Here is a 20957-nt window from a genome sequence, read left to right on the forward strand (position 1 = left end):
GCACGTTCGATGTAGCTGCTGCCGCAGACAGCGCGGACCGCGTAGCGGTCGCAACATTTTCAGGCTTGCGCAATAACGGGCCTCGCACTGATGTGGGGCCGTTTTCGGACAATGAGGAAGCTATCTTGAAGTTGATTGATTCGATTACTCAGTTCCATTCCGAACTCCGGCAAATCCGTCGGGACATTCATGCCCATCCCGAACTCGGCTATGAAGAGCAACGCACCTCGGACCTGGTGGCGCAGAAGCTGACGCAATGGGGAATTCCGGTATTGCGCGGCATGGGCGGAACCGGCGTGGTCGGTGTCATCAAGAACGGCGACAGCCCCCGTGCAATCGGCTTGCGCGCCGATATGGATGCACTGCCGATGCAAGAGCTCAATACGTTCGCCCACGCATCCCGGCATGACGGCAAGATGCACTCATGCGGTCATGACGGACACACAACGATGCTGCTGGGCGCCGCGCATTACCTGTCGCAGCACGGCAATTTCGACGGCACGGTGTATGTCATTTTCCAGCCGGCGGAAGAGGTCGGTGCCGGCGCCAAGCGGATGATGGACGACGGGCTGTTTACCACGTGCCCGATGGAAGCGGTATTCGGCATGCACAATTGGCCCGGACATCCGGCCGGCACCTTTGGCGTGAGAACCGGGCCGACCATGGCATCAGGTAGTCACTTTGAAGTGATTGTCAAAGGGAAGGGCGCGCATGCCGCGCAACCGCACAAAAGCATCGACCCGGTCATGGTCGCCGTGCAAATAGCACAGAGCTGGCAGACTATCGTTTCGCGCAACGTGAGCCCGATCGATTCCGCCGTGTTGTCGGTCACGCAAATCCACGCGGGTAGCGCGACCAATGTGATTCCCGACGAGGCGAGCCTGCTTGGAACGGTGCGTACCTTCACCGTCGAGGTGCTGGACTTGATTGAACGGCGCATGAAAGAGATCGCCGAGCATACGGCCGCCGCGTTCGACGCGCAGATCGAATTCAGGTTCACGCGCAATTATCCAGCACTGGTGAACCACCCGAAAGAAACGGCGCTGGCGGTCGAAGTGATGCAATCCATCGTGGGCATGGACAACGTCGACCCGCAAGCTGAGCCCACCATGGGCTCGGAAGACTTCGCATTTATGCTGCAGGCTAAACCGGGTTGCTATGTATTCATCGGCAACGGCGACGGCACGCATCGCGATGCAGGACATGGTTTAGGGACCTGCAATTTGCATAATCCCAGTTACGACTTCAATGACGAGCTGCTGCCGATAGGGGCGACCTATTGGGTTCGGCTGGTCGAGACGTGGCTCGGCAAGGCAGAATAAAAGCCTGATCGGGCGGAATTTCAATTGTTGAAATTTACAGATAACTCAACAGGGTTGAATAGGAGAGCAGCATGCCAAAGGCGCTATATCCAAGGCTGGAACATTTAAACTTTCACCTTGATGTCTTGAGCGAAATGGCGAAGGGCGTCGCGTCGGACCTCTATGAAGCCGAATGCGGCGTAACCCTGCGTGAGCTTCGCGTGCTGCGTTTTGTCGACATGCAGCCGGGCATCTCCCTCGGTCCACTGATCGCGCTGACGTATCTTGAACAGACGTTGGTCTCGAAGCTGGTCACCGCGCTGGCCAAGCGTGGCTTGTTGACGCGCGCAACCGGCACCGTAGATGCGCGGGTCACCCACCTGCACGTGACAAAAGAAGGCCAGGCCATCGTCCGGAAGAGCGACAGGATCGGCAAGGAATTCGACCAGCAGTTGATGTCGGTGCTGTCGCCGGACGAGAAGGAGGTGCTGTTTCGCTGCATCCGCAAGCTGACCGAACATGTCGAGGAGGGTGGCGCCTGGACGCGTCCGCCGACCGCGCGCACGAATTGAATGTAGCGCCAAGTCTTTACACCGCACATATCACTTTCCACCGAGAGCCCGTTATGAATGACCATTTTGTCTTCAATGCAGGGAACGTCGTTTTGCAGTCTGGCATCACATTCAGGGATGCCAAGCTCGCCTATCAGACTTACGGAAAATTGAATGCCGCCAAATCGAATGTCATTCTCTACATGACTTCTTTTGCCGCGCATCACTATGACATCGAGTGGATGGTCGGTCCCGGCAAGGCGCTGGATACCGACAAGTACTTCGTGATAATCCCGAACCTGTTTGGCAATGGTCTGTCGTCCTCACCCAGCAATGCCAGCGAGCCCTTTAACGGAAGCCGCTGGCCGAATTTCACGATCACCGACAGCGTCAGGGTTCAACACCAGATGCTGACGCAACACTTTGGCATCGAGGTCTTGCACATGGCGTGCGGCTGGTCGATGGGTGGCGTGCAGGCTTATCACTGGGCAGCGCTGTATCCAGCCATGGTCCAGCGGCTCGTCGTGCTGTGCGGCGCGGCAAAAGCCTCGCCGCATAATCAAGTCTTCATCGAAGGGGTGCGCGCCACCCTGACGACCGATCCCGCTTTTCAAAACGGTACCTTCGTCCAGCGTCCCGAGCGCGGTCTGCGTGCCATGGGCCGCAATTATGCCGCCATGGCGATGTCGCAAACGTTTTATCGCGAGGAAGTGTGGCGCCAGGCCGGTTTCTCCTCGCTCGAGGATTTTCTGGTGATGTCGTGGGAAGCGAATTTCCTGAGACGCGACGCCAACAACCTGCTGTCGCAGCTGTGGGCCTGGCAGCACGCGAACATTGCTGCCAACTCCGTTTATAACGGCGATTTCCATGGGGCGCTGAAAGCGATTACCGCAAAGGCTTTGATCATGCCGGGCACAACCGACCTGTATTTCCAGGTGGAAGACAATCGCCTCGAAGTGGAACAAATGCCCAATGCCACACTGCTGCCAATTCAATCGATCTGGGGCCACCGCGCCGGCCTGCCGACTGCCAATGTGGAAGACGCCGCGTTTATTTCCACGGCAATCAGCCGGTTGCTTCAAGACTGACGCAGGTTAGCGCCGCGCATCGGCGTAGGGGGCAGCGCATGCGCTGCCCCCACTTTGTTACGCCGTGCCGAATGAAAAGCCGCGCCCCGGTGCCGCCGCCAACAACGCCTGCGTGTATTCATGACGCGGCGCCAGGAATACATCCTCGATCAAGCCTTCCTCGACGATCTCGCCGCGCCGCATCACTATGACCCGGTCGCAGATCTGGCTGGCCACCCGCAGATCGTGCGTGATGAACAGGATGCCGATCCGCAACCGGCGCTGGATGTCGTCAAGCAGTTCGAGGATTTGCGCCTGGACCGAGACATCGAGGGCGGACACAGCCTCGTCGGCGATCAACACTTGCGGCTCGCACGCCAGCGCCCGTGCGATCGAGATCCGTTGCCGCTGACCGCCCGAAAATTCGCTGGGGTAGCGGTGCAGCGCATCGGGTTTCAGGCGTACCAGCGTCATCAATTCTTCCGCGCGTTGCCACGCCTGGGCGTAAGGCACGCCGAAATTGAGCGGTCCTTCGATGATCGAGTCGCCCACCGTCTGGCGCGGATTGAGCGAGCGGTAAGGATCCTGGAACACCACTTGCACGCTGCGCCGGAACGGATACAGGTCACGGCCGCGCGCTTTGGCCACCGATCGACCATCGGCGAAGATATCGCCGGTGGTCGGCTCTATCAGCCGCGCAATGCAGCGCGCGACCGTCGACTTTCCGGAACCGGACTCGCCCACGATGCCCACCGTTTCGCCCGGCAACACTGTCAGTGACACGTCGCTGGCCGCTTTTACCTCACGCTTGCGGCCTGGCCAGGAACCCGTCAAATACGTCTTGCCGATCGCGCGCGCTTCGAGCAGCGGATAGGCTTTCTGCACCGGCGGTCGGGCGCGCGGCACCAGTCCGGGGACGGCACCCAGCAACATGCGGGTATAGGGTTCGCGCGGCTGCTGCAGTACCTGCATCTTGGGGCCCTGCTCGATCATGTCGCCCAGCCGCAGCACGACGACCCGGTCGGCGATTTCGGCGACGACGCCGAAATCGTGGGTGATGAACAGCACGGCGGTGCCGCTTTCGGTCTGCAGCTCACGGATCAGCTTGAGGATCTCGGCCTGAGTCGTGACGTCGAGCGCCGTGGTGGGCTCGTCGCAGATCAGCAACGCCGGTTTCAGGATCAGCGCCATCGCAATCACGATGCGTTGACGCTGGCCGCCTGACAACTGATGCGGGTAGGACGCGTAGATACGTTCCGGTTCCGGTAATTGAACGTGTTCAAAGATTTCGAGGATGCGCCGGCGCCGCTCGCTGGCGCGACTGTGGCTGTGCTGGGCCAGCATTTCGTCGACTTGGGCGCCGCACGTCATGATCGGGTTCAGGGCCGTCATCGGCTCCTGAAACACCATGGCCATCATTTCTCCGCGCATCTGGCGGATACGCATCGGGCTTGCCGTCAGCACGCTTTCGCCCAGCAGTTCGATATCGCCGTTCAGCGTCTTCAGCGTCGCCGGTAACAGCCCCATCACCGCCTGCGCGATCACCGATTTGCCCGAGCCGGACTCGCCCAGCAGGCATACGATTTCGCCCTGTCGGACTTCTAGTGAGATGTTGTGCACCGCATGCGAACGGTCGGCACCGGCCGGCAGCGCAATCGTCAGCTGCTTGACGGCGAGGACGGTCGCGGCGTAAGCGGAGGAGGGTATGTCCGTGTTTACATTCGTATCGCGCATGGCCTCAGCTTCCTCGCTTGTTGAATTTCGGATCGAGCGTATCGCGCAAACCGTCGCCCATAATGTTGACCGCCAGTACCGTCAGTGCCAGGAAAATACCTGGGAACAGCACGGTGTGCGGATACTGGTTGAATTGCATGCGCCCATCGGCCATTACGTTCCCCCACGTCGGAATGTCCGGTGGCAGGCCCACGCCTAGAAACGACAGGATTGCTTCCACCAAGATTGCGGATGCGCATACATAAGTGCCCTGTACGATCAGCGGCGCGATCGCATTTGGCAGGATGTGGCGCCACAGAATCTTGAGGGTCGGCGTGGCTAGCGAGATGGCAGCCTCGACGTAAGGCTCCTCGCGGATGGTCAGCACAATCGAGCGCACCAGGCGCGCGACGCGCGGAATTTCGGGAATGGTAATGGCGACGATCACCGTGATCAGGGTCGGCCGCCACAACGCCATCAGCGTGATCGCGAACAGGATGCTGGGAATTGCCATCACGCTGTCCATCGTGCGCATGACGATGTCGTCGAGGCGACGGAAATACCCGGCCGCCACGCCGACCAGGCCGCCGCAGGCGAGTGCCAGCAGCGCCACCGAGATTCCGACCGACAGCGACACGCGCGCGCCATAGACGACCCGGCTCCAGGTATCCCGTCCCAGGCTGTCGGTACCCATCAGGAAGAAGTGTTGCAATGTCGCGCCGGACAGGTCGGTGAATTCGGCTTGCACGCCGGGCAGGAGGTTGGCGCTCGATGGGTCCATCGCGGTCGGGTCAATCGTGCCCAGCAACGGCGCGGCGAGCGCCGCCAGCACAAGCAGCAGCAGCGCGCTGCCTCCCAGCCGCACCGACCAGTTGCGCAGGACGAGGCGCCACAGCGGTGTGCGCGAGCGTGTGATCGGCACTGCCTCCAGATTAGCCAGGATAGTGCTCGGCGCGGCAATGGCCATCAGGTTGTGATGCTTGGCGTGATTCTCGGTCATGTCCATAGGGTCCCCGCTCAATAACGGATGCGCGGGTCGAGCAGCAGGTAGCTCAGGTCGACCAGCAGGTTGATCAGCACGTACACAACGGAAAAGAGCAGCGTGATGCCTTGGATCAGCGGGAAGTCGCGCGCCAGAACGGCATCAACCGTCAATTGCCCGAGTCCCGGGATGGCGTACACGGTTTCAGTGACCACCACGCCACCAATCAGCAAGCCGACGCCAATGCCGATCACTGTGACGATTGGTACGGCGGCATTGGCCAGGGCATGGCGGATCAGCACGCGCATCTCGGATATACCTTTGGCGCGGGCGGTGCGGATGTAGTCTTCTGTCAGCGCTTCGGCGACGGCTGCGCGCGTGACGCGGGCAATCAGTGCGAGATAGACGATCGATAGCGTGATCGCAGGCAGGATAAGGTGCGCCAGCCAGGGACCGAAGCCGTCGCTCAAGTAGGCATATCCCTGCACCGGAAGCAGTTGCGCATGCAAGGCGACCGCCCAGATGAGGATGTAGCCGACCACGAACGAAGGTACCGAAAACCCCATGACCGAAAAGCCCATCAGCATCCGGTCCAGCCAGCCGCCGTGGCGCCAGGCTGCAATCACGCCGAGCGGTACCGCGAGCAGCAGCGTGAGCACCAGCGTCAGTGCGGATAAGGCCAGGGTAGGCTCGATGCGATGCGCGATCAGGCTGGTCACCGGCTGCTTCATGTAATACGACTCGCCCAGATTGCCTTGCAGGATCTGGCTGCTCCAGTTGAAGAACTGCACCGGCAGCGGCCGGTCCAGCCCGAGGTTAGCGCGGACCAGGGCGATGTCCGCGCTGGTGCCGTTATCGCCGACCAGGGCCGCAGCCGGATCGCCCGGCGTCAGGCGCAGAATCATGAACACGATGAGACCGACAATGACCAGGACCGGCAGCGTCGACAGCACGCGCCGTAGAAGAAAAAAAAGCATTTCGTTTTGCTCCCAGGCCGAATGGCAAATGACGGGGGCTTTACCCCGCAAGGTGGCGACGGCCCGCCGCCACCAAGGTCGCGCTTAAATTTTCTGGATGTTCCAGAACACGTTGACTGGGGCCTTCACGACGCCGCTGACCACGCCCTTGCGGATCACCGAATACAAATCGAAATTCCCCAGCGGCGCGAAGAGTGCGCTCTCGAACGTTTCCTGCTGGATCGCCGCAGCGATTGTCTTGCGCTGCGCCGCATCGGTGGCGACCATGAATTCGCCCTTCAGTCGTTCCAGCTCGTTGTCAGTCGGCCAACCGAACCAGCCCTTCTCGCCATTGCCTGTCAGCGGAGCAAAATACATCGGGTTCATCGTGTCGCCGGGTACCCACCCGGTCATGAACAGATTCCAGCCACCCTGGTCGGCCGGCGCCTTGCTGGTGCGGCGTGTTACGAGCGTGTTCCAGTCCATCGCCTGCATGTCGACATTGAAGCCGGCCTGCTTCAGCAGTTGCGCCATGACGGGTGGGAATTTGTTGAGCACGGCGAAGTCGGCCGGATACAGCAGCACCACCGGCTTGCCGTCATAGCCTGCTTCCTTGAGCAACGCCTGGGCTGCCGCGAACTGAGGTTTTCCGGTGAAGTAGGCCGTTTCGCTCGACGCCAGCGCCGAATCGCAGGGGTAAATCGAGGTGCAGCCGCGGTACAGGTCCTTGTTGACCAATTGAGCCCGCATCAGCGCTTCCTGGTTGATCGCCATGATGGCGGCCCGGGCGATCTTCGGGTTGTTGAATGGCGCCACCAGATGATTCAGGTGTAAGTCGACCAGCGCGGCGGGAGTCGGTTTTACCAGCTCCAGCTTGGGATTGTTTTTGAACGCCGCGTACTGCTCGGCGGGCATCCACTCGATCATGTCCACTTCGCCGTTCGCAATCGCATTGGCCTGGGTCTGGGCGTCCTTGAGGACGAGCCATTCGACCCGTTCGACATAGACATGCTTGCCGCCGGCCGTGCCCGAAGCCGGTTCATTGCGCGGCACATAGTTTGGGTTCTTGAGGTAGACGATCTTCGCGCCCGGGCGATACTCGTCAAGCTTGAGGATGAAGGGGCCGGAGCCGGTGTAGTCGGTGATCTGCTGGTCAGGCGGGGTATCGGCGACTTGCTTGGGCATGATGAATGCGGCACTGCCGGACGGTTTGCCGAGCGCCTCGAGGATCATCGGGAACGCTTGGTTCAAAGTGATGCGGAAAGTCTTGGCATCGACTGCGTCGAAGGAGGCCATTGCCGCGAGCAATTTCTGCCCGAACACGTCGCGCTTGCCCCAGCGCGTGATCGACGCGATGACGTCCGCCGAGGTAACCGGCTTGCCGTCGCTGAAAGCCAGGTCCTTGCGCAGCGTGAACGTCCAGGTTTTGGCGTCCGGCGAGGTCGTGTAACTGTCGACCATCTCCGGTTGCATCGAGCCCTCGGCGTCCACGCCGAACAATGTGTCATAGACCATATAACCGTGGTTGCGCGTGATGAACGACGTGGTCCAAATCGGGTCAAGGATCTTCAGGTCCGCTTGGGGCACGATGCGCAACACCTTGGAGTCATCTTGCGCGTACACCATCGTTGCAGCGCTCGCCACCAGTGCTCCCGCTACACACATTTTCAACCATCGCTTCATCATGCTCCACCTCGTAAAAATGTCAGAAAAAATGATTCGAGCCTTGCGCTATCCGATGATGCTTTTTATTTGCAACTTGCAACTATTGATACTTGCTTATTAATCGAGGCATGAAGCGTGCCAACGTGTGTAGCCCATGCGCATGGGCTACAGGGCGCTGTCTCACGCAGTAATAACGTCAATGATCAGGGCGTCATAGACCAAAAACGGGCAGGCAAGCGCGAAAATGGTGCATGGCGGAAGATGGGTGTGACGACGATGGGCATCGCCAGGGGATGTCGCTTGAAAGCTTCCAGACGTTTGGATTCCGAATAAGTACCTTTGTGCTTCGCAGCGATCTGGTCGATGTGGCGATCAATGAGTTGATGAAAGACGATGCCCAAAAAGGTAGGGCGGACTGGCTGAAGGTGATTGCATGAGTCGCAGCCTTGAGCGAGTCCGCCATCCAGTCGTCAGTACCCGGCAGCAGCTCCATTTCCCCTCGGGTCAAATGCACCTTCGAATGATCCGTTAACCAGCCGAACCGCCGCACCCGCGTGGCCCATGGTTTCGGAGAACGGGCTCAATACTTCAATTTCATGCCCTCGGGCCCTGAGTACATTCAGTACCTTGTCGTCGAAGCGTGACTCCATTTTCAACGTGTCGGAACTTTCACCCCAAGTGCGCCCCAGCAGCCAGCGCGGCGCCGTCACGGCTTGCTGCAACGGCTGACCGAATACGGCGTAGCGACTGAACACGGCGGCCTGCGTCTGCGGTTGGCCATCACCGCCCATGGTGCCGTAAACCAGGGTGCGTCCATCCTTCAGGCGTGCCGCTGCAGGATTGAGGGTATGGAAAGGTTTCTTTCCCGGTTTCAGGCTCAAGAGGTGGTCCGGATCCAGGCTGAACGAGGCACCGCGGTTCTGCCAGTTCAGGCCCGACTCCGGCAGCACGACGCCGCTGCCGAACTCGTGATAGATGCTTTGAATGAACGACACTGCCAGCCCGTCGTTATCGATCACACCCATCCAGATGGTATCGCCGGGGCCTTTGCCTTCGCCCCAGGGCGCGGCTTTCTGCGGGTTGATTTGTGCCGCGAATGCTTGCAGGTAGGCTGGACTGAGGCAGCTTTGCGGGTTGATCGTCATGTGGTCAGGGTCGGTGATATGAGCGTCGCGTACAGCAAATGCCAATTTGGTGGCTTCGACCAGGGTATGAATATGGTCGGCCCCGTCCGCAGAGAAGTCATTCAGACCAGCATGATCGGCAATGCCCAGGATCAATTGCGATACCAGCCCTTGGCTGGGCGGTGTCAGGTTGTAAACGGTGCCGGCGCTGTGAGCCAACTCCAGGGGGAGCACTCGCTTGGCTCGGTAGTTGGCCAGGTCCTCGCGGGTGACCGGTGAACCCACTGCGTTCAGGTCACGGGCGATGGAGTCGCCCAGCGTACCTCGGTAGAAGCTGTCCAGGCCTGTTTCGGCGAGTGTGCGCAAGGTGACTGCCAGGCGCGGCTGTTTGAACAGGCTGCCTGCTTCAGGCGCAGCACCATTGTGAAGAAACGTTTCGGCGAACCCCGGGATGCTTTGCAGTTCGGCTTGTTTGCTGGAAGTGGCCAGGTGCTGCGACGGGGTGGTGGGGATCCCGGCGCTGGCGTAGTGGATGGCATCCTCCAGCAGGCGCGGCAATGGGGTTTGTCCACCCAACTCAGCCGCTATGGCCAGCGCTTCCTGCCAGCCACCAACGGTGCCCGCGACGGTGAGTGCTGCGTCGGCACCGCGTGTCGGGATCTTGCTCATGCCGTCGTAGCGGGCGAGGTTCGCCAGGCTACCCGCCGGACCACTGGCGTCGATAGCGAGTGGCGCGCCTTGCGCTGGCACGATCAGCCAGAAACCGTCGCCGCCCAGGCTGTTCATGTGCGGGTACACCACGGCGATCGTGGCAGCCGCTGCGACCATGGCTTCGATGGCGTTGCCGCCTTCGCGCAGCACTGCCAGGGCTGATTGTGCCGCCAGACTATGGGGGGCTACGGCAATGCCGCGTGCTGCAAGTGTAGTGTTCAACATACGATTTTCCTTGTTATCAAGACTTCAGCGAGTGCTTGGCGATCCAATTGGCGCGCATGCGTTTGAGCACGAAAAAGGCGAGTAGGGCGGTAATGATGTCGAAACTGATGGCGACGGCGAACACCGGGTACCAGCTATCGGTACTTTGGTGCAGCAGCGCCGCGACCGGGCCACCAAAAATCGAACCGATCCCTTGCGCCATGTACAGGAACCCATAGTTGGTGGTGGCGTGACGAGTGCCGAAGGTGTCGGTCAGCGTCGAAGGGAACAGTGAAAATATTTCGCCCCAACCCAGGAATACGACGCCAGAGAGCAGGACGAACAGCACCGGGTTATCGCTGGTCAGCAGCCACAAGGTCATGGCGATACCTTCGAAAAGAAACGCGAAAGCCATGGTGTTTTCGCGGCCATAGCGATCGGAGATCCAGCCGAACAGCGGGCGTGTCAGGCCATTGCAGACGCGGTCGATGGTCAAAGCCAGTGGCAACGCGGCCATGCCCATCACCATCACGGTGGTCATTCCGAAGTCCTTGGCGAAACTGGCCATTTGCGAAGTGACCATCAGCCCTGACGTCGACATCATGGTGAACATGGCGAACATCAGCCAGAACACGGGTGTCTTCAGCACTTTACGAGGCGGCACATCGACCACGGTTTGTTTCATTTCGGGCAGCGAATCCATGCTCTGCGATGTCGGAGGCTGGCGCAGAAAGCGCGATGCCACGAGCCCCACAATGCCCAGCGCCAGGCCGAAGGTCAGCATGGTGGTTTCCATACCGACATTTTGCAGACTGTTGCTGATAGGGAAGGTGGTGATCATCGCTCCCATACCATACCCGGCAGCCACTGCGCCGGCGGCAAGGCCGCGGCGATCCGGGAACCAGCGCACCATCAGGCCGACGATCCCGACATAAACGATCCCGGTACCCAGGCCGCCGACCACTCCGTAGCTCAGGTAAAGCATACTCAGTGACGAGGCTTGGCTGGCCAGCACCCAACTGAGGCCGGACAGCGCACAGCCAACGCCCACTAGCGAGCGAATGCCAAAGCGATCGACCAAGTAACCTTGCACAGGCGAAAAGAAGGTTTGCAGGATAATCAATAATGAAAAGGTTATTTGAACCTGTGCCAGCGAAACACCCAGTTTCGCAGTGAGTGGGGCGGTGAAAAGCGTCCATACATATTGCGGACTGGAAATCGCCATCATACAAATAACGCCAATGGCGAGTTGATAACCGCGTGCGCTCAATGACTTAACCTGGGCGCTTTCTATTAAATATTGTTCTCTGTTCATTAGGGGGTGCTCGCAACTACGTTAATATCACGATGATAGAGAGCAAGCGGCGTGCCAGAAATTAAGATTTGTTGCGATGTATAAGGAAATTGCTAAGCAATCTCGGTGTTTAGTTATAAGCAGGTACAGTTTATCCTTTTCCCAGTAAGTCCGAAAAAATAGGTTGTCGAGCTATATGATTAATAAAATAATGTATTAACGAGCTTAGAGTTGCACGACAATATAATGGACGTCTATCGCTAGGAGGTCGTCATATATCGCTAAACGGACAATAGGAAAAAATGTAATTTTCTGTGGATTTCTTCAGGCGAACTTGTGGTGCGATGTGTTCTGTCTTGCACCATTTTGGTACTTTTTTGATAGTGTGTAAGGGGAGTAGGGCGCTGTACGCAAGATATACTCGAATGCCACAGAAAAGCGATTCTGAAGCGTGCACCAGGAATATGCATGCTTCTTGGATATCTATTCTCCCTCAGTCGGGAGTCTGATGAGCGCGGCGAAATTTTCCGGGTGGGAGACCGTGCTCCTTGCGGAAACAACGCGAAAAATAAGCTTCATCGACGAACCCACAACCGTGCGCTACTTGGCCTATAGGCAGTTGGCTATTAAGTAGCAGCGTCCGAGCCAACTGCATCCGTCGGTCGAGAACGAGTTGTGAAAATGGTTTCCCGGTTTCCTTGCGCAATAAATGTGTGAGGTAGTTTGGAGATAGAAAGGCCGCTGCCGCCGCCTCCTTCAAACCAAGCGATGGATCGTGTATATGGTTACGGATGTAAGTGCGCACTCGGGCAAGAGCGTCCTTTCGACCTTGATGGGTAGCATTGCTGGCACCTAGGGCTTTTAGTGGCTCGGAAAAGTGTTGGCACACCAGGCCAACGATCTGGAATAGATAACCTTTGAGTCTTTCGCGTACTCCAAACTCTCTGTTTTGATCTAATGCTCGCATGCGATCCAACAAGGTCCTCACCTCATCGAATGCGCTATCCTCAAGTATGAAATCTATATGTTCCTGAAATCGAAACGGCGAAAGCTCGGGAGCATGCCCAATGGGTATGTCTTCAAATCCAATGGATCACACTTCAACTGAGGCAGGAAAAACTCCTGGCTGAAGTTGATGAGAATGAAATCGCCGTCGTCAGGGTGAGGTATCAGGTGGAGACGATGCGGGAGAATGAAAGCCATCGCTTTTCTGGGAAAGGGGCGTACAGCTCCGCCGATATGTTGCACGGTGTCACCACCCAGATTGATCTGAATCTGGAAATACTCGTGCCGATGCGGGCTGGTCAGTGCGGCGCGTCCCCGCTTGTCACGGATGTAAAAGTCGTGCCGATCGCTGCGTTGCTGCATCCCGTACGTCAGTACGCGTGTGCTTGAAGGCATATGCGCTTCTCTCAATGCATATGCCGCACTTTAATCAGCAACGACCGGCACGCCAAGTTCAACGTTTACCGACGGTGAAACTCAGTTCACCGATACCTTCGATACCGGCGTTGACAACATCCCCCAGCTGCAACGCTCCTACGCCTGCCGGCGTTCCGGTGAAGATGAGATCGCCAGCCTTGAGCGCTACGGATTTTGACGCATAACTGATCACATCACTGACTGCCCAGATTTGATCCGCGAGATCGCCAACTTGTCGCTGCTCGCCATTTACCTTGAGCCATACCTGCCCTTTGGCAGGGTGGCCAACTGTGCTCACCGGTTGTAAAGCGGTGCACGGTGCCGACTGGTCGAAAGCCTTGGCCCATTCCCAAGGACGCCCCATCTTTTTCGCCTGAGCTTGAATATCCCGACGGGTCAGATCGACACCAACGCCATATCCCCAGACGTAATCGAGTGCAGCCTCAGGAGAAATGTCTGCGCCATCCTTGCCGATGGCTACCACCAGTTCAACCTCATGATGCAAGTCTGCAGTCAACGGCGGATAGGCGATGGTTCCTTGGGCAGCAACCACAGCATCAGCGGGCTTCATGAAAAAAAACGGAGGCTCACGATCGGGGTCGTGTCCCATTTCCCGGGCGTGTTCACTGTAGTTGCGACCCACACAAAAAACGCGGCGGATCGGAAAGCGGGATTCGTTACCCTGGACGGCGAGTGAAGGGGTTTCGCCTAGGGTAAATACATACTGGGTCATCGTCTCTTCCTCTGTATGAGAGCAAGTCTGAGTCTGACAAGGAGCACTGACGAAAAGTTGGACTTTGATACGCACATTTTGCACCTCACGTTGATAACGACCCTTTCTGTGGAGGTATTGGTCAGACGAAACGCGTACGCCAGCCGAGGCCAGCTTCGGTTCCATTGAGCGGTCGGTATTCGCAACCGATCCAGCCGTCATATCCAAGTTCCAGCAACTGTTTGAAGACGTAATCCCAGTTGATCTCGCCCAAGCCAGGTTCGGAGCGCAGAGGCGGGTCCGCGACCTGAACGTGGACAATCAATGGCATCAGCGTTTTGAGGCGGGTAGCAATGTCACCTTGGCTGACCTGGCAGTGGTAGATGTCGAATAACAGTCCGACATGCTCGCTGCCCACCGTCTGCACAACTGATGCGGATTGCTCCTGGGTCTGGACGATGAAGCCAGGAACATCGCGCTGATTGAGGGCTTCCAATACCAGCTTGATCTTGGCATCACTAGCCAGCTCAGCGGCCCAGGCGACGTGGTCTACATACCGCTTGAAAGCATCGTCCCGGTCTTCTCCGTTAGGCAGGATGCCGGCCATCAGGTGTACCAGTGGGCAATCCAATTCGCTGGCGTATTCGAAGGCACGCTTGAGGTCTGTACGACTTTGCTCTTCGTATCCTTTCAGGCAGGCAGAGCCAGAAGCAGTAGCGCTGGCAGGGGCACCCACAGGAGTATTGATCAACACCTGTTTCAGGCCATTGTCATTCAGACGTGAGCGCAACTCAGTTGCCGAGTATTCGTACGGTGAAGCGTATTCCACTGCCTCGAAGCCAGCCTTGGAAGCGGCTGCAAACCGTTCCAGAAACGGTTGCTCCGTGAACAGCCACTTCAGATTTGCGCAAAACCGCGTCTTACTATTCTGGGTCATGTCGGTACCTCAGGTGGGACGAGACGGATAGGACGTGCGAGAAACTGACGTTCGTCAGGCATTTCCCCCAAGCTGTTTCACCGCTTTGGCGAAGAAATCTTTCGAGCCGAAATTGCCAGATTTGAGTGCCAGGGCGACAGGATCGCTGCCGCTGGAAAGGAGGGCAGGCACACCGATATCGATCTCGGCCCCGATCGTCAGAGCCCCTAGTTTTAATGCACTCACGACAGCGCCCGACGTTTCTCCGCCACCGACTACAATCCGGCGCACGCCGTACTGGACGAGCAGCCGAGCGGTTTCTCCAAATAGCTCATCCAATGCAGCAGAAACGATTTCCTGGCCATATTTCTGCTGGATGACCTTGACCTCTTCGGGCTCGCCGGAGGAGTAAACCAGCGGCGATTGCCCAAGGTGTTCGAGGACGAAACTGACCAGATGAATAGGGTTGATGCTGCCCTCCAGAACATCTTTTACGGTGATCATCAACATTGGATGATCCAGCCCATGCTGTACGATCTGCCCGAGTGTCGCCCCGGAGCAACTACCGACCAAAATAGCTTCGCCTCCTTTGACCTGAACATCACCCAGCTCGACGCCCGCGGCCAAGCCTTGATCGATGAAGTTGCGTGGGAGTCCCCGGGCGATACCTGATCCGCCGGTGAGCAGGGGCGTAGAACGACACGCCTTGCCGATAACCACCAAGTCCTCGTCTTCGATGGCATCGACCACCGTCAGCCGTTCTCCCTTTTTGCGCGAGGCGTCAAACGCAGCTTCGAGCGCATCACTTCCCTGGCGTACCACCTGCCAGGCAATAAAACCGGTAGGCGCCTGGCTTTGAGCTTGAAGCACCCTGCGAATATCCGGATCGGTCATCGGCGTTACCGGATGATTTTGCATGCCCGACTCGCTTAACAATTTGCCATTAACGAACAAGTGGCCCTGGTACACAGTGCGGCCCATGGAAGGGAACGATGGGCAGACGACAACAGCTTCTGCACCCAACTCAACTGCCAAGGCTTCCGCGACCGGACCGATGTTGCCAGCGGGGGTAGAGTCGAAGGTCGAACAGTATTTGAAAAGGATCTGCTGACAGCCTTGTTCCTTCAGCCAGCGGCAGGCCGCCAGAGATTGCTCAATGGCTTGTGCGGCGGGGATAGAGCGGCTTTTTAAAGCTACCACTCCAGCTTCGATATCTTTCGGAGCCGGTTGATCTGGCACGCCAAGAAACTGCGCGGTTTTCAGGCCACCCTGACCCTGTAGGCCCTTTGCCAAGGTGACTGCAATGTCACTGGCGCCAGTGAAGTCGTCTGCAATTACGCCTAATAACATCGCTGATTACCCCTGCGCTTGTGAGACTTCGATCAGTGCCCGCATCCGCTGAACCGCTGCATCAGGCGCTGTTAGCACCGGGACGTTAACCACTGCTCGAACCGCCTCTGCGGCGCGTGAGGTGGAGAAGTGAGCGAGCATGATTGCGTCGCAATCGGCCAATTCCGGCGCACGCTCTGCAATCAGCCTGTTATGGGTTTCGACGTCGCCCTTGCGCAGCAAGTCGATGGCCTTTTCAACGACGATGGTATGCAGTGTCGCGTCCGATCCGATGCGGGAAACGTACTCGTCGAATTCCGCGGTCATTGTGCTGACCGCGGGAGCGAAGGTGGCCAGCATGCCGATCCTTTTACCTTGCGCAATCGCGGCTTGAAACATCGCTTCGTTTGGTTTTAGAACCGGCACAGGTAGCACTTTGGCCATGCGATCAATAGCGGGACCGAATGCGGAGCAGGTTACCAAAACGCCTGCGGCACCCGTGTCATACCCGTACCGACCGAAATCAACGAAACGCTGAATCATTTGTGAAGACAGCTCTGTCTCTCTACCGCGATCAATGGTCAATCCATCATCCAGCAGGTTGACGATTTCCGCTTCTGGCCAACCTCGAGCGAAAGCTTCCTGGATAGGTTGCATGGCCACTGAAGTGGCATGAAGTAAAACAATTCGAGGTGGCATCGGGTGGTCCTTTGTTATTGGATTGCGCAACGGCATCCGCATGAATGCAGAGCTTTCAAGCCTGTGTCGGACGTCTTTCAACAAACCGGTAGCGTGTAATGTAAGCGTTTACAAATTATCACGCCATTTTTTCAGCAACGTCAACAGGAAGCATCTGAGTTCTTTTGAGATAACTGGTTGGCGATGGAAAAACGAAAAATGACGGTCTTGCGATTGACGGCCATCAAGGAACGGCCCTAGCATGTAAGCGCTTTCATTTTGAGTTGGTTTTGATGCGACTCACGGGCCGGCACACGCTAGCGCTCCAATCCATGACTAGCGCGTTTAACGAGATTTCGTATGACTTCAGACACAACAACAAAAAGCGTAGGCGTGCAATCCGATGCCCCAATCGCCGTCAATGTGCCGCGGCCTGTGACTACGATTCCCCACCGATTCCGCGATCTGTTAGCGCTGGATGATTTCGAGCGTCATGCAAAACGACATTTGCCTACTATGGTGTTCCACCATGTTTGCGGTGGTGTAGAAACGGAAACCGCCTTACGTGGAACGCGTGATGCCTACCGGAAATACCGTTTCGTCCCACGGATGTTCGTCGATGTGTCTGGACGCAAACAGGACACCACGCTGTTTGGCCATACCTTCTCGCATCCGTTTGGAGTTGGACCCTTAGGGGGGGCGGCGTTCGTAGCCTATCGAGGAGATCTGGTACTCACGGGTGCGGCCAAAGCGATGAATGTTCCGATGATTCTCAGCGCCTCGTCGCTGATTTCACTGGAGGACGTCATTGCTCGTAACTCGCAAAGCTGGTTCCAGGCTTATCTCCCAGGCGACCCTAAACGCATTGATCCGCTGATTGATCGGGTTGAAAACGCAGGCTACAAAACGTTGGTAATAACCGGCGACCTTCCGGTTCTCGGCAACCGTGAGCACGTGCAACGCAGCGGTTTCAGCATGCCAATCAAGGTCACGCCCAAAGTCATGTGGCAAAGCGCACTGAAGCCGAACTGGTTGTTCGGCACTGTGCTGCGCACTGTCATCCAACATGGCATGCCTCATTTCGAGAACACCGAAGCCCAGCGCGGTCCAGCCATGATGTCCAACAACGTCGTGCGTAACACCAATGCTCGTGACCAACTCGACTGGACGCACATTGAAGCCATTCGCAAGCGCTGGAAAGGCAATCTGGTTTTAAAAGGCATCTTGAGTGCCGAGGATGCACGTATGGCGCGTGATCTTGGTGTCGACGGCATCATCGTCTCGAATCACGGTGGTCGCCAGCTCGATTATGCCGTCGCCCCTTTGGATGTATTGGCTGAGATCGCCGAACACAAGGGCGCCATGAAAGTGATGATCGACAGCGGTATACGCCGGGGTACTGACGTTCTCAAGGCGCTGGCGCTGGGTGCGGACTTTGTTTTCCTCGGGCGCTCCTTCCTCTATGCCGCGGCGATCGGAGGAGAGCAGGGTGTGCTGCACGCAATGCGCATCCTCAAAGAAGAAATTGATCGTGATATGGCGTTGGTTGGTGTTCGTCGCCTGCACCAGTTGCATCCCGACTTACTTCGCCGCGTCTCTTGATTGCCCCATTTATCCCGAGCAACCGTTGAACAGGTAAAAACAATGAACGAGCAAGAAGCGGTACCAGGTGTACGACTGATGAGCGCGCTGGTCGTTCGTGCGCCATTTGATGCATCAATTTTGCCGGCCTACGAGGCGAAGGGCGGAGTAGTGGACATCGATTGGGCTCCCACAACTGTGCTGATGGACAATATCGAAAAAGGCGCACGCGGCGACGCGATCATTGTGACCGTGCCGGCAATGGATGAGCTGGTTCTGCGCGGAATTGTCGATGCTGCCAGTCGTGTCGAGTTGGTGGATTCCCGTATCGGAGTTGCAGTGCGAGCCGGTGCCGAGCATCACGATATTTCTACTGTTGAAGCGTTAGTGCAGACGTTGCTTAACGCCCGCTCAGTCGCGTACTCGCTTGGCGGTGCCAGCGGCATCTACTTTCAGAAGCTTATCAGCCAACTGGGTATCGCTGACCAGATCAATGCCAAGGCCAGCACCATCCCACAAGGTTTCACCGCCAGGCAGATCACCGAGGGCAACGCCGACGTGGCGATTCAACAGATCAGTGAGTTGCTGGTCGTCGAGGGGGTCGAGGTCATCGGCCCGCTGCCTGAGGCCGTGCAGAGCACGACTTCGTTTTCAGCTGCGGCATTCGTGGGCTGTGAGAACGCTGATGCCGTGGCCGAGCTGTTTGATCACTTGCGCAGTGACGCCTCGGCGATCGCCTACCGTGAAAAAGGGCTGGAACTACGCTAAGCATCATTTGCCAGGAACTGACCGGCCGCCAGCGGTTATCGGTTTTCTGGTGCCGGACCGGTGCTTGCTCGAACCATCAGTTTTGTTTCGATCAACGGCTGAGTTCCCAGTGGCTCATTCGTTAATTGGCTTAACAGGTAATCGCCGGCTCGGTCACCGATCTGTTCAAGGTTGATGCGCATCGTCGTTAATGGCGGGGTGAGATAGGCGGCGTAGTGGAAGTCGTTCAAACCGATGATCGAAACGTCCTCAGGAATGCGAACCCCTCGTGAGTGAGCGGCGATTTGCGCACCAAAGGCCAGGATATCGTTACCGCAGATGATCCCCGTCGGCGGCTCTGGCAGGTCGAGCAACTCAAACATTGCCCTGCGACCATCCTCGAGGGTAAACGCGTCCTGGATCATGTAGTGGTCAGGCAGCTCCAATCCATCTTCTGCAAGCCTGCCGTGGATGGCTTCGATGCGTGTCGTCCACCTGTCGTTCGAAGGGCGCATGCCAATGATGAGCGCAATCTTGCGATGGCCGAATTCGACGAGGTGGCTGGTCATTTCGCGTGCGACCGCAGCATTGTCGAATCCAACGCTTGGGCGATTTGGGTCCAGGGTCCAGCCTTGTACGCAGGGAATACCGCGACTTTCAATGCGGCCCCACATTTTGGGATGGTGGGTGTGCCCCACCACCATCAAGGCGTCGACGCCATGCTCCAGCAGAGTGGTCACTTCGCGAAGCTCTATGTCCATGTCGAATTGGGAGTCTGCGAGCAACAGTGTGTAACCGGCTTCATGCACCCGGCGCTGAAAAGCGGCGAGCGGGCGCGAAAACGTTTCGGCTGCGAGGTTGGGTACAACAGCGCCAATCGTCATGCTGCGATTGGTCATGAGCGTGCGCGCTGCTCCGTTTATGACAAACCCCAATTCGTCGCATGCGCGCTCAACGGCTTCGCGCCGGGCGTCGCTGACAATGGCAGTGCCATTGAGCACTCGCGATACGGTTGCTGTCGATACGCCCGCATGGCGAGCGACATCAATCAGACTGACTTTTGGAAGGTGATCGGTCTGCACGGAGGTATCTCAGGGTTTAGTTGTGATGATTGTGCATATTTGCCCGCTATCAGCAATGTCGATAACGCTGTAATTGAGATTCGCTAAATCATTGACGATGGTGAATCAGGCTTTTTGTCCACGGATTATATTTTTCTGAGGTAGTCATGAGCAAAGAAAGCAAGCTGCGAGAAGAGATTTGCACCGTCGGCAAGAGCCTGTACGAGCGGGGCTATACGGTGGGCAGTGCCGGCAATATCAGCGCGCGGCTGGAGGATGGGTGGTTGATCACACCTACCGATGCGTGCCTGGGACGGCTTGATCCAGCAGCAGTCTCCAAGGTTGCGAGCGATGGGGAATGGGTATCTGGGGATAAGCCGTCCAAGACGCTTGCGCTGCACCGTCAGGTCTATGATCGAAATCCGGGTGTAGGCGGTGTCGTCCATACACACTCCACTCACTTGGTAGCGTTGACGCTCGCGGGAGTATTCAACCTCGAAGGTATCCTGCCCCCGATCACGCCGTACCAAGTGATGAAAGTTGGACGCATTCCTCTGATTCCATACCGGCGACCTGGTTCACCGGAGGTGGCTGAGCGTGTCGCTGAGCTGGCAAATCGAGTGCGGGGCGTGATGCTGGAGCGGTTGGGGCCAGTCGTCTGGGAAAGCTCGGTATCGAAGGCGAGCTTCGCTCTTGAGGAGCTGGAGGAAACAGCGCGGTTGTGGCTTATGAGTCATCCCAAACCGCCGGCACTCGATGCTTCAGCACTGGCCGAGCTTGAGAAGGCTTTTGGAGTCAGCTGGTAATCAGGGGGGAAACCGCGAGGGTGAAATTCAGTCACCCTCTTCATTTTTATGGACCAAAAATCGCGACCTGGTGTTTGGGCAGGATCACCTCCTTATGCTGTATGTACTGATTCGAAAGAAAACCTTTCTTCTGAAAA

At 57.5% G+C, this 20957-nt stretch carries 18 protein-coding genes and 1 pseudogene; 7 read left to right on the top strand and 12 right to left on the bottom strand.

The genetic code is table 11. The annotated features are described in order from the left end of the window. Positions 1-125 precede the first annotated feature (125 nt). From ACRC4F_RS14885 to ACRC4F_RS14895, 3 genes are all read left to right on the top strand, one after another. Complete coding sequence (locus ACRC4F_RS14885; protein WP_438659994.1) at positions 126-1322, top strand: M20 aminoacylase family protein; 1197 nt, start codon at positions 126-128, stop codon at positions 1320-1322. Positions 1323-1393: 71 nt separating this feature from the next. Beyond that, positions 1394-1873 (top strand): MarR family winged helix-turn-helix transcriptional regulator, encoded by a 480-nt coding sequence (locus ACRC4F_RS14890; RefSeq protein ID WP_438659995.1) that lies wholly within the window; start codon positions 1394-1396, stop codon positions 1871-1873. Positions 1874-1926: 53 nt separating this feature from the next. Then, positions 1927-2940 (top strand): alpha/beta fold hydrolase, encoded by a 1014-nt coding sequence (locus ACRC4F_RS14895; RefSeq protein WP_438659996.1) that lies wholly within the window; start codon positions 1927-1929, stop codon positions 2938-2940. Positions 2941-2997: 57 nt separating this feature from the next. On the opposite strand, the gene ACRC4F_RS14900 is transcribed toward ACRC4F_RS14895, so the two are convergent. The 4 genes from ACRC4F_RS14900 to ACRC4F_RS14915 form a co-directional block, all read right to left on the bottom strand. Continuing rightward, positions 2998-4653, bottom strand: a complete 1656-nt coding sequence (locus ACRC4F_RS14900) for a dipeptide ABC transporter ATP-binding protein (RefSeq protein ID WP_438659997.1) — start codon at positions 4651-4653, stop codon at positions 2998-3000. 4 nt (positions 4654-4657) lie between these two features. Then, positions 4658-5632 carry an ABC transporter permease gene (locus tag ACRC4F_RS14905; RefSeq protein ID WP_438659998.1) on the bottom strand — a complete coding sequence of 325 codons (975 nt, stop codon included), beginning with the start codon at positions 5630-5632 and terminating at the stop codon, positions 4658-4660. A 17-nt stretch (positions 5633-5649) separates the two neighbouring features. Beyond that, positions 5650-6591, bottom strand: a complete 942-nt coding sequence (locus ACRC4F_RS14910; RefSeq protein WP_438659999.1) for an ABC transporter permease — start codon at positions 6589-6591, stop codon at positions 5650-5652. 84 nt (positions 6592-6675) lie between these two features. Next, positions 6676-8253: an ABC transporter substrate-binding protein gene (locus ACRC4F_RS14915; RefSeq protein ID WP_438660000.1), complete on the bottom strand. Its 1578-nt coding sequence runs from the start codon at positions 8251-8253 to the stop codon at positions 6676-6678. 233 nt (positions 8254-8486) lie between these two features. On the opposite strand from ACRC4F_RS14915, the gene ACRC4F_RS14920 reads away from it, so the two are divergent. After that, positions 8487-8672 carry a hypothetical protein gene (locus ACRC4F_RS14920; RefSeq protein WP_438660001.1) on the top strand — a complete coding sequence of 62 codons (186 nt, stop codon included), beginning with the start codon at positions 8487-8489 and terminating at the stop codon, positions 8670-8672. A 33-nt stretch (positions 8673-8705) separates the two neighbouring features. On the opposite strand, the gene ACRC4F_RS14925 is transcribed toward ACRC4F_RS14920, so the two are convergent. The 7 genes and pseudogenes from ACRC4F_RS14925 to ACRC4F_RS14955 all read right to left on the bottom strand — a co-directional run bounded on the left by ACRC4F_RS14925 (position 8706) and on the right by ACRC4F_RS14955 (position 16646). After that, positions 8706-10295 (bottom strand): gamma-glutamyltransferase family protein, encoded by a 1590-nt coding sequence (locus ACRC4F_RS14925; protein ID WP_438660002.1) that lies wholly within the window; start codon positions 10293-10295, stop codon positions 8706-8708. 16 nt (positions 10296-10311) lie between these two features. Further along, entirely contained in the window at positions 10312-11589 is a 1278-nt protein-coding gene (oxlT, locus tag ACRC4F_RS14930; protein ID WP_438660003.1) for an oxalate/formate MFS antiporter, read from the bottom strand. A 472-nt stretch (positions 11590-12061) separates the two neighbouring features. Further along, positions 12062-12969, bottom strand: a pseudogene (locus ACRC4F_RS14935) (helix-turn-helix transcriptional regulator). Positions 12970-13027: 58 nt separating this feature from the next. Further along, positions 13028-13723, bottom strand: a complete 696-nt coding sequence (locus ACRC4F_RS14940; protein ID WP_438660004.1) for a fumarylacetoacetate hydrolase family protein — start codon at positions 13721-13723, stop codon at positions 13028-13030. 121 nt (positions 13724-13844) lie between these two features. After that, positions 13845-14639: a hydroxypyruvate isomerase family protein gene (locus tag ACRC4F_RS14945; protein ID WP_438660005.1), complete on the bottom strand. Its 795-nt coding sequence runs from the start codon at positions 14637-14639 to the stop codon at positions 13845-13847. Between the two features lie 54 nt (positions 14640-14693). Next, complete coding sequence (gene otnK / locus ACRC4F_RS14950; RefSeq protein ID WP_438660006.1) at positions 14694-15968, bottom strand: 3-oxo-tetronate kinase; 1275 nt, start codon at positions 15966-15968, stop codon at positions 14694-14696. A gap of 6 nt (positions 15969-15974) precedes the next feature. After that, entirely contained in the window at positions 15975-16646 is a 672-nt protein-coding gene (locus tag ACRC4F_RS14955; RefSeq protein ID WP_438660007.1) for an aspartate/glutamate racemase family protein, read from the bottom strand. 339 nt (positions 16647-16985) lie between these two features. Between ACRC4F_RS14955 and ACRC4F_RS14960 the strand changes: the two genes are divergently transcribed. Further along, positions 16986-18227: an alpha-hydroxy acid oxidase gene (locus tag ACRC4F_RS14960; RefSeq protein WP_438660008.1), complete on the top strand. Its 1242-nt coding sequence runs from the start codon at positions 16986-16988 to the stop codon at positions 18225-18227. Positions 18228-18269: 42 nt separating this feature from the next. After that, the gene (locus ACRC4F_RS14965) at positions 18270-18974 is read left to right on the top strand and encodes a molybdate ABC transporter substrate-binding protein (RefSeq protein WP_438660009.1); all 705 of its coding nucleotides are present in this window, start codon (positions 18270-18272) and stop codon (positions 18972-18974) included. Between the two features lie 35 nt (positions 18975-19009). Here ACRC4F_RS14965 and ACRC4F_RS14970 read toward each other — a convergent pair whose 3' ends face one another. After that, positions 19010-20035, bottom strand: coding sequence for a LacI family DNA-binding transcriptional regulator (locus ACRC4F_RS14970; RefSeq protein WP_438660010.1), 1026 nt, complete (start codon positions 20033-20035; stop codon positions 19010-19012). Positions 20036-20181: 146 nt separating this feature from the next. Here ACRC4F_RS14970 and otnC point away from each other — a divergent pair, with 146 nt between their 5' ends. Continuing rightward, positions 20182-20820: a 3-oxo-tetronate 4-phosphate decarboxylase gene (gene otnC / locus ACRC4F_RS14975; RefSeq protein ID WP_438660011.1), complete on the top strand. Its 639-nt coding sequence runs from the start codon at positions 20182-20184 to the stop codon at positions 20818-20820. Positions 20821-20957 lie beyond the last annotated feature (137 nt).

This window comes from Pseudomonas sp. (assembly GCF_051660785.1).
Classification (GTDB): Bacteria; Pseudomonadota; Gammaproteobacteria; order Pseudomonadales; family Pseudomonadaceae; genus Aquipseudomonas.

Excerpts from the sequence above, each read along its gene's own strand:
- ACRC4F_RS14890 (WP_438659995.1), top strand. The coding sequence starts at position 1,394 with ATGCCAAAGGCGCTATATCCAAGGCTGGAACATTTAAACTTTCACCTT.
- ACRC4F_RS14895 (WP_438659996.1), top strand. The coding sequence starts at position 1,927 with ATGAATGACCATTTTGTCTTCAATGCAGGGAACGTCGTTTTGCAGTCT.
- ACRC4F_RS14900 (WP_438659997.1), bottom strand. The coding sequence starts at position 4,653 with ATGCGCGATACGAATGTAAACACGGACATACCCTCCTCCGCTTACGCC.
- ACRC4F_RS14905 (WP_438659998.1), bottom strand. The coding sequence starts at position 5,632 with ATGACCGAGAATCACGCCAAGCATCACAACCTGATGGCCATTGCCGCG.
- ACRC4F_RS14910 (WP_438659999.1), bottom strand. The coding sequence starts at position 6,591 with ATGCTTTTTTTTCTTCTACGGCGCGTGCTGTCGACGCTGCCGGTCCTG.
- ACRC4F_RS14915 (WP_438660000.1), bottom strand. The coding sequence starts at position 8,253 with ATGAAGCGATGGTTGAAAATGTGTGTAGCGGGAGCACTGGTGGCGAGC.
- ACRC4F_RS14920 (WP_438660001.1), top strand. The coding sequence starts at position 8,487 with ATGGCGGAAGATGGGTGTGACGACGATGGGCATCGCCAGGGGATGTCG.
- ACRC4F_RS14925 (WP_438660002.1), bottom strand. The coding sequence starts at position 10,295 with ATGTTGAACACTACACTTGCAGCACGCGGCATTGCCGTAGCCCCCCAT.
- oxlT (WP_438660003.1), bottom strand. The coding sequence starts at position 11,589 with ATGAACAGAGAACAATATTTAATAGAAAGCGCCCAGGTTAAGTCATTG.
- ACRC4F_RS14940 (WP_438660004.1), bottom strand. The coding sequence starts at position 13,723 with ATGACCCAGTATGTATTTACCCTAGGCGAAACCCCTTCACTCGCCGTC.
- ACRC4F_RS14945 (WP_438660005.1), bottom strand. The coding sequence starts at position 14,639 with ATGACCCAGAATAGTAAGACGCGGTTTTGCGCAAATCTGAAGTGGCTG.
- otnK (WP_438660006.1), bottom strand. The coding sequence starts at position 15,968 with ATGTTATTAGGCGTAATTGCAGACGACTTCACTGGCGCCAGTGACATT.
- ACRC4F_RS14955 (WP_438660007.1), bottom strand. The coding sequence starts at position 16,646 with ATGCCACCTCGAATTGTTTTACTTCATGCCACTTCAGTGGCCATGCAA.
- ACRC4F_RS14960 (WP_438660008.1), top strand. The coding sequence starts at position 16,986 with ATGACTTCAGACACAACAACAAAAAGCGTAGGCGTGCAATCCGATGCC.
- ACRC4F_RS14965 (WP_438660009.1), top strand. The coding sequence starts at position 18,270 with ATGAACGAGCAAGAAGCGGTACCAGGTGTACGACTGATGAGCGCGCTG.
- otnC (WP_438660011.1), top strand. The coding sequence starts at position 20,182 with ATGAGCAAAGAAAGCAAGCTGCGAGAAGAGATTTGCACCGTCGGCAAG.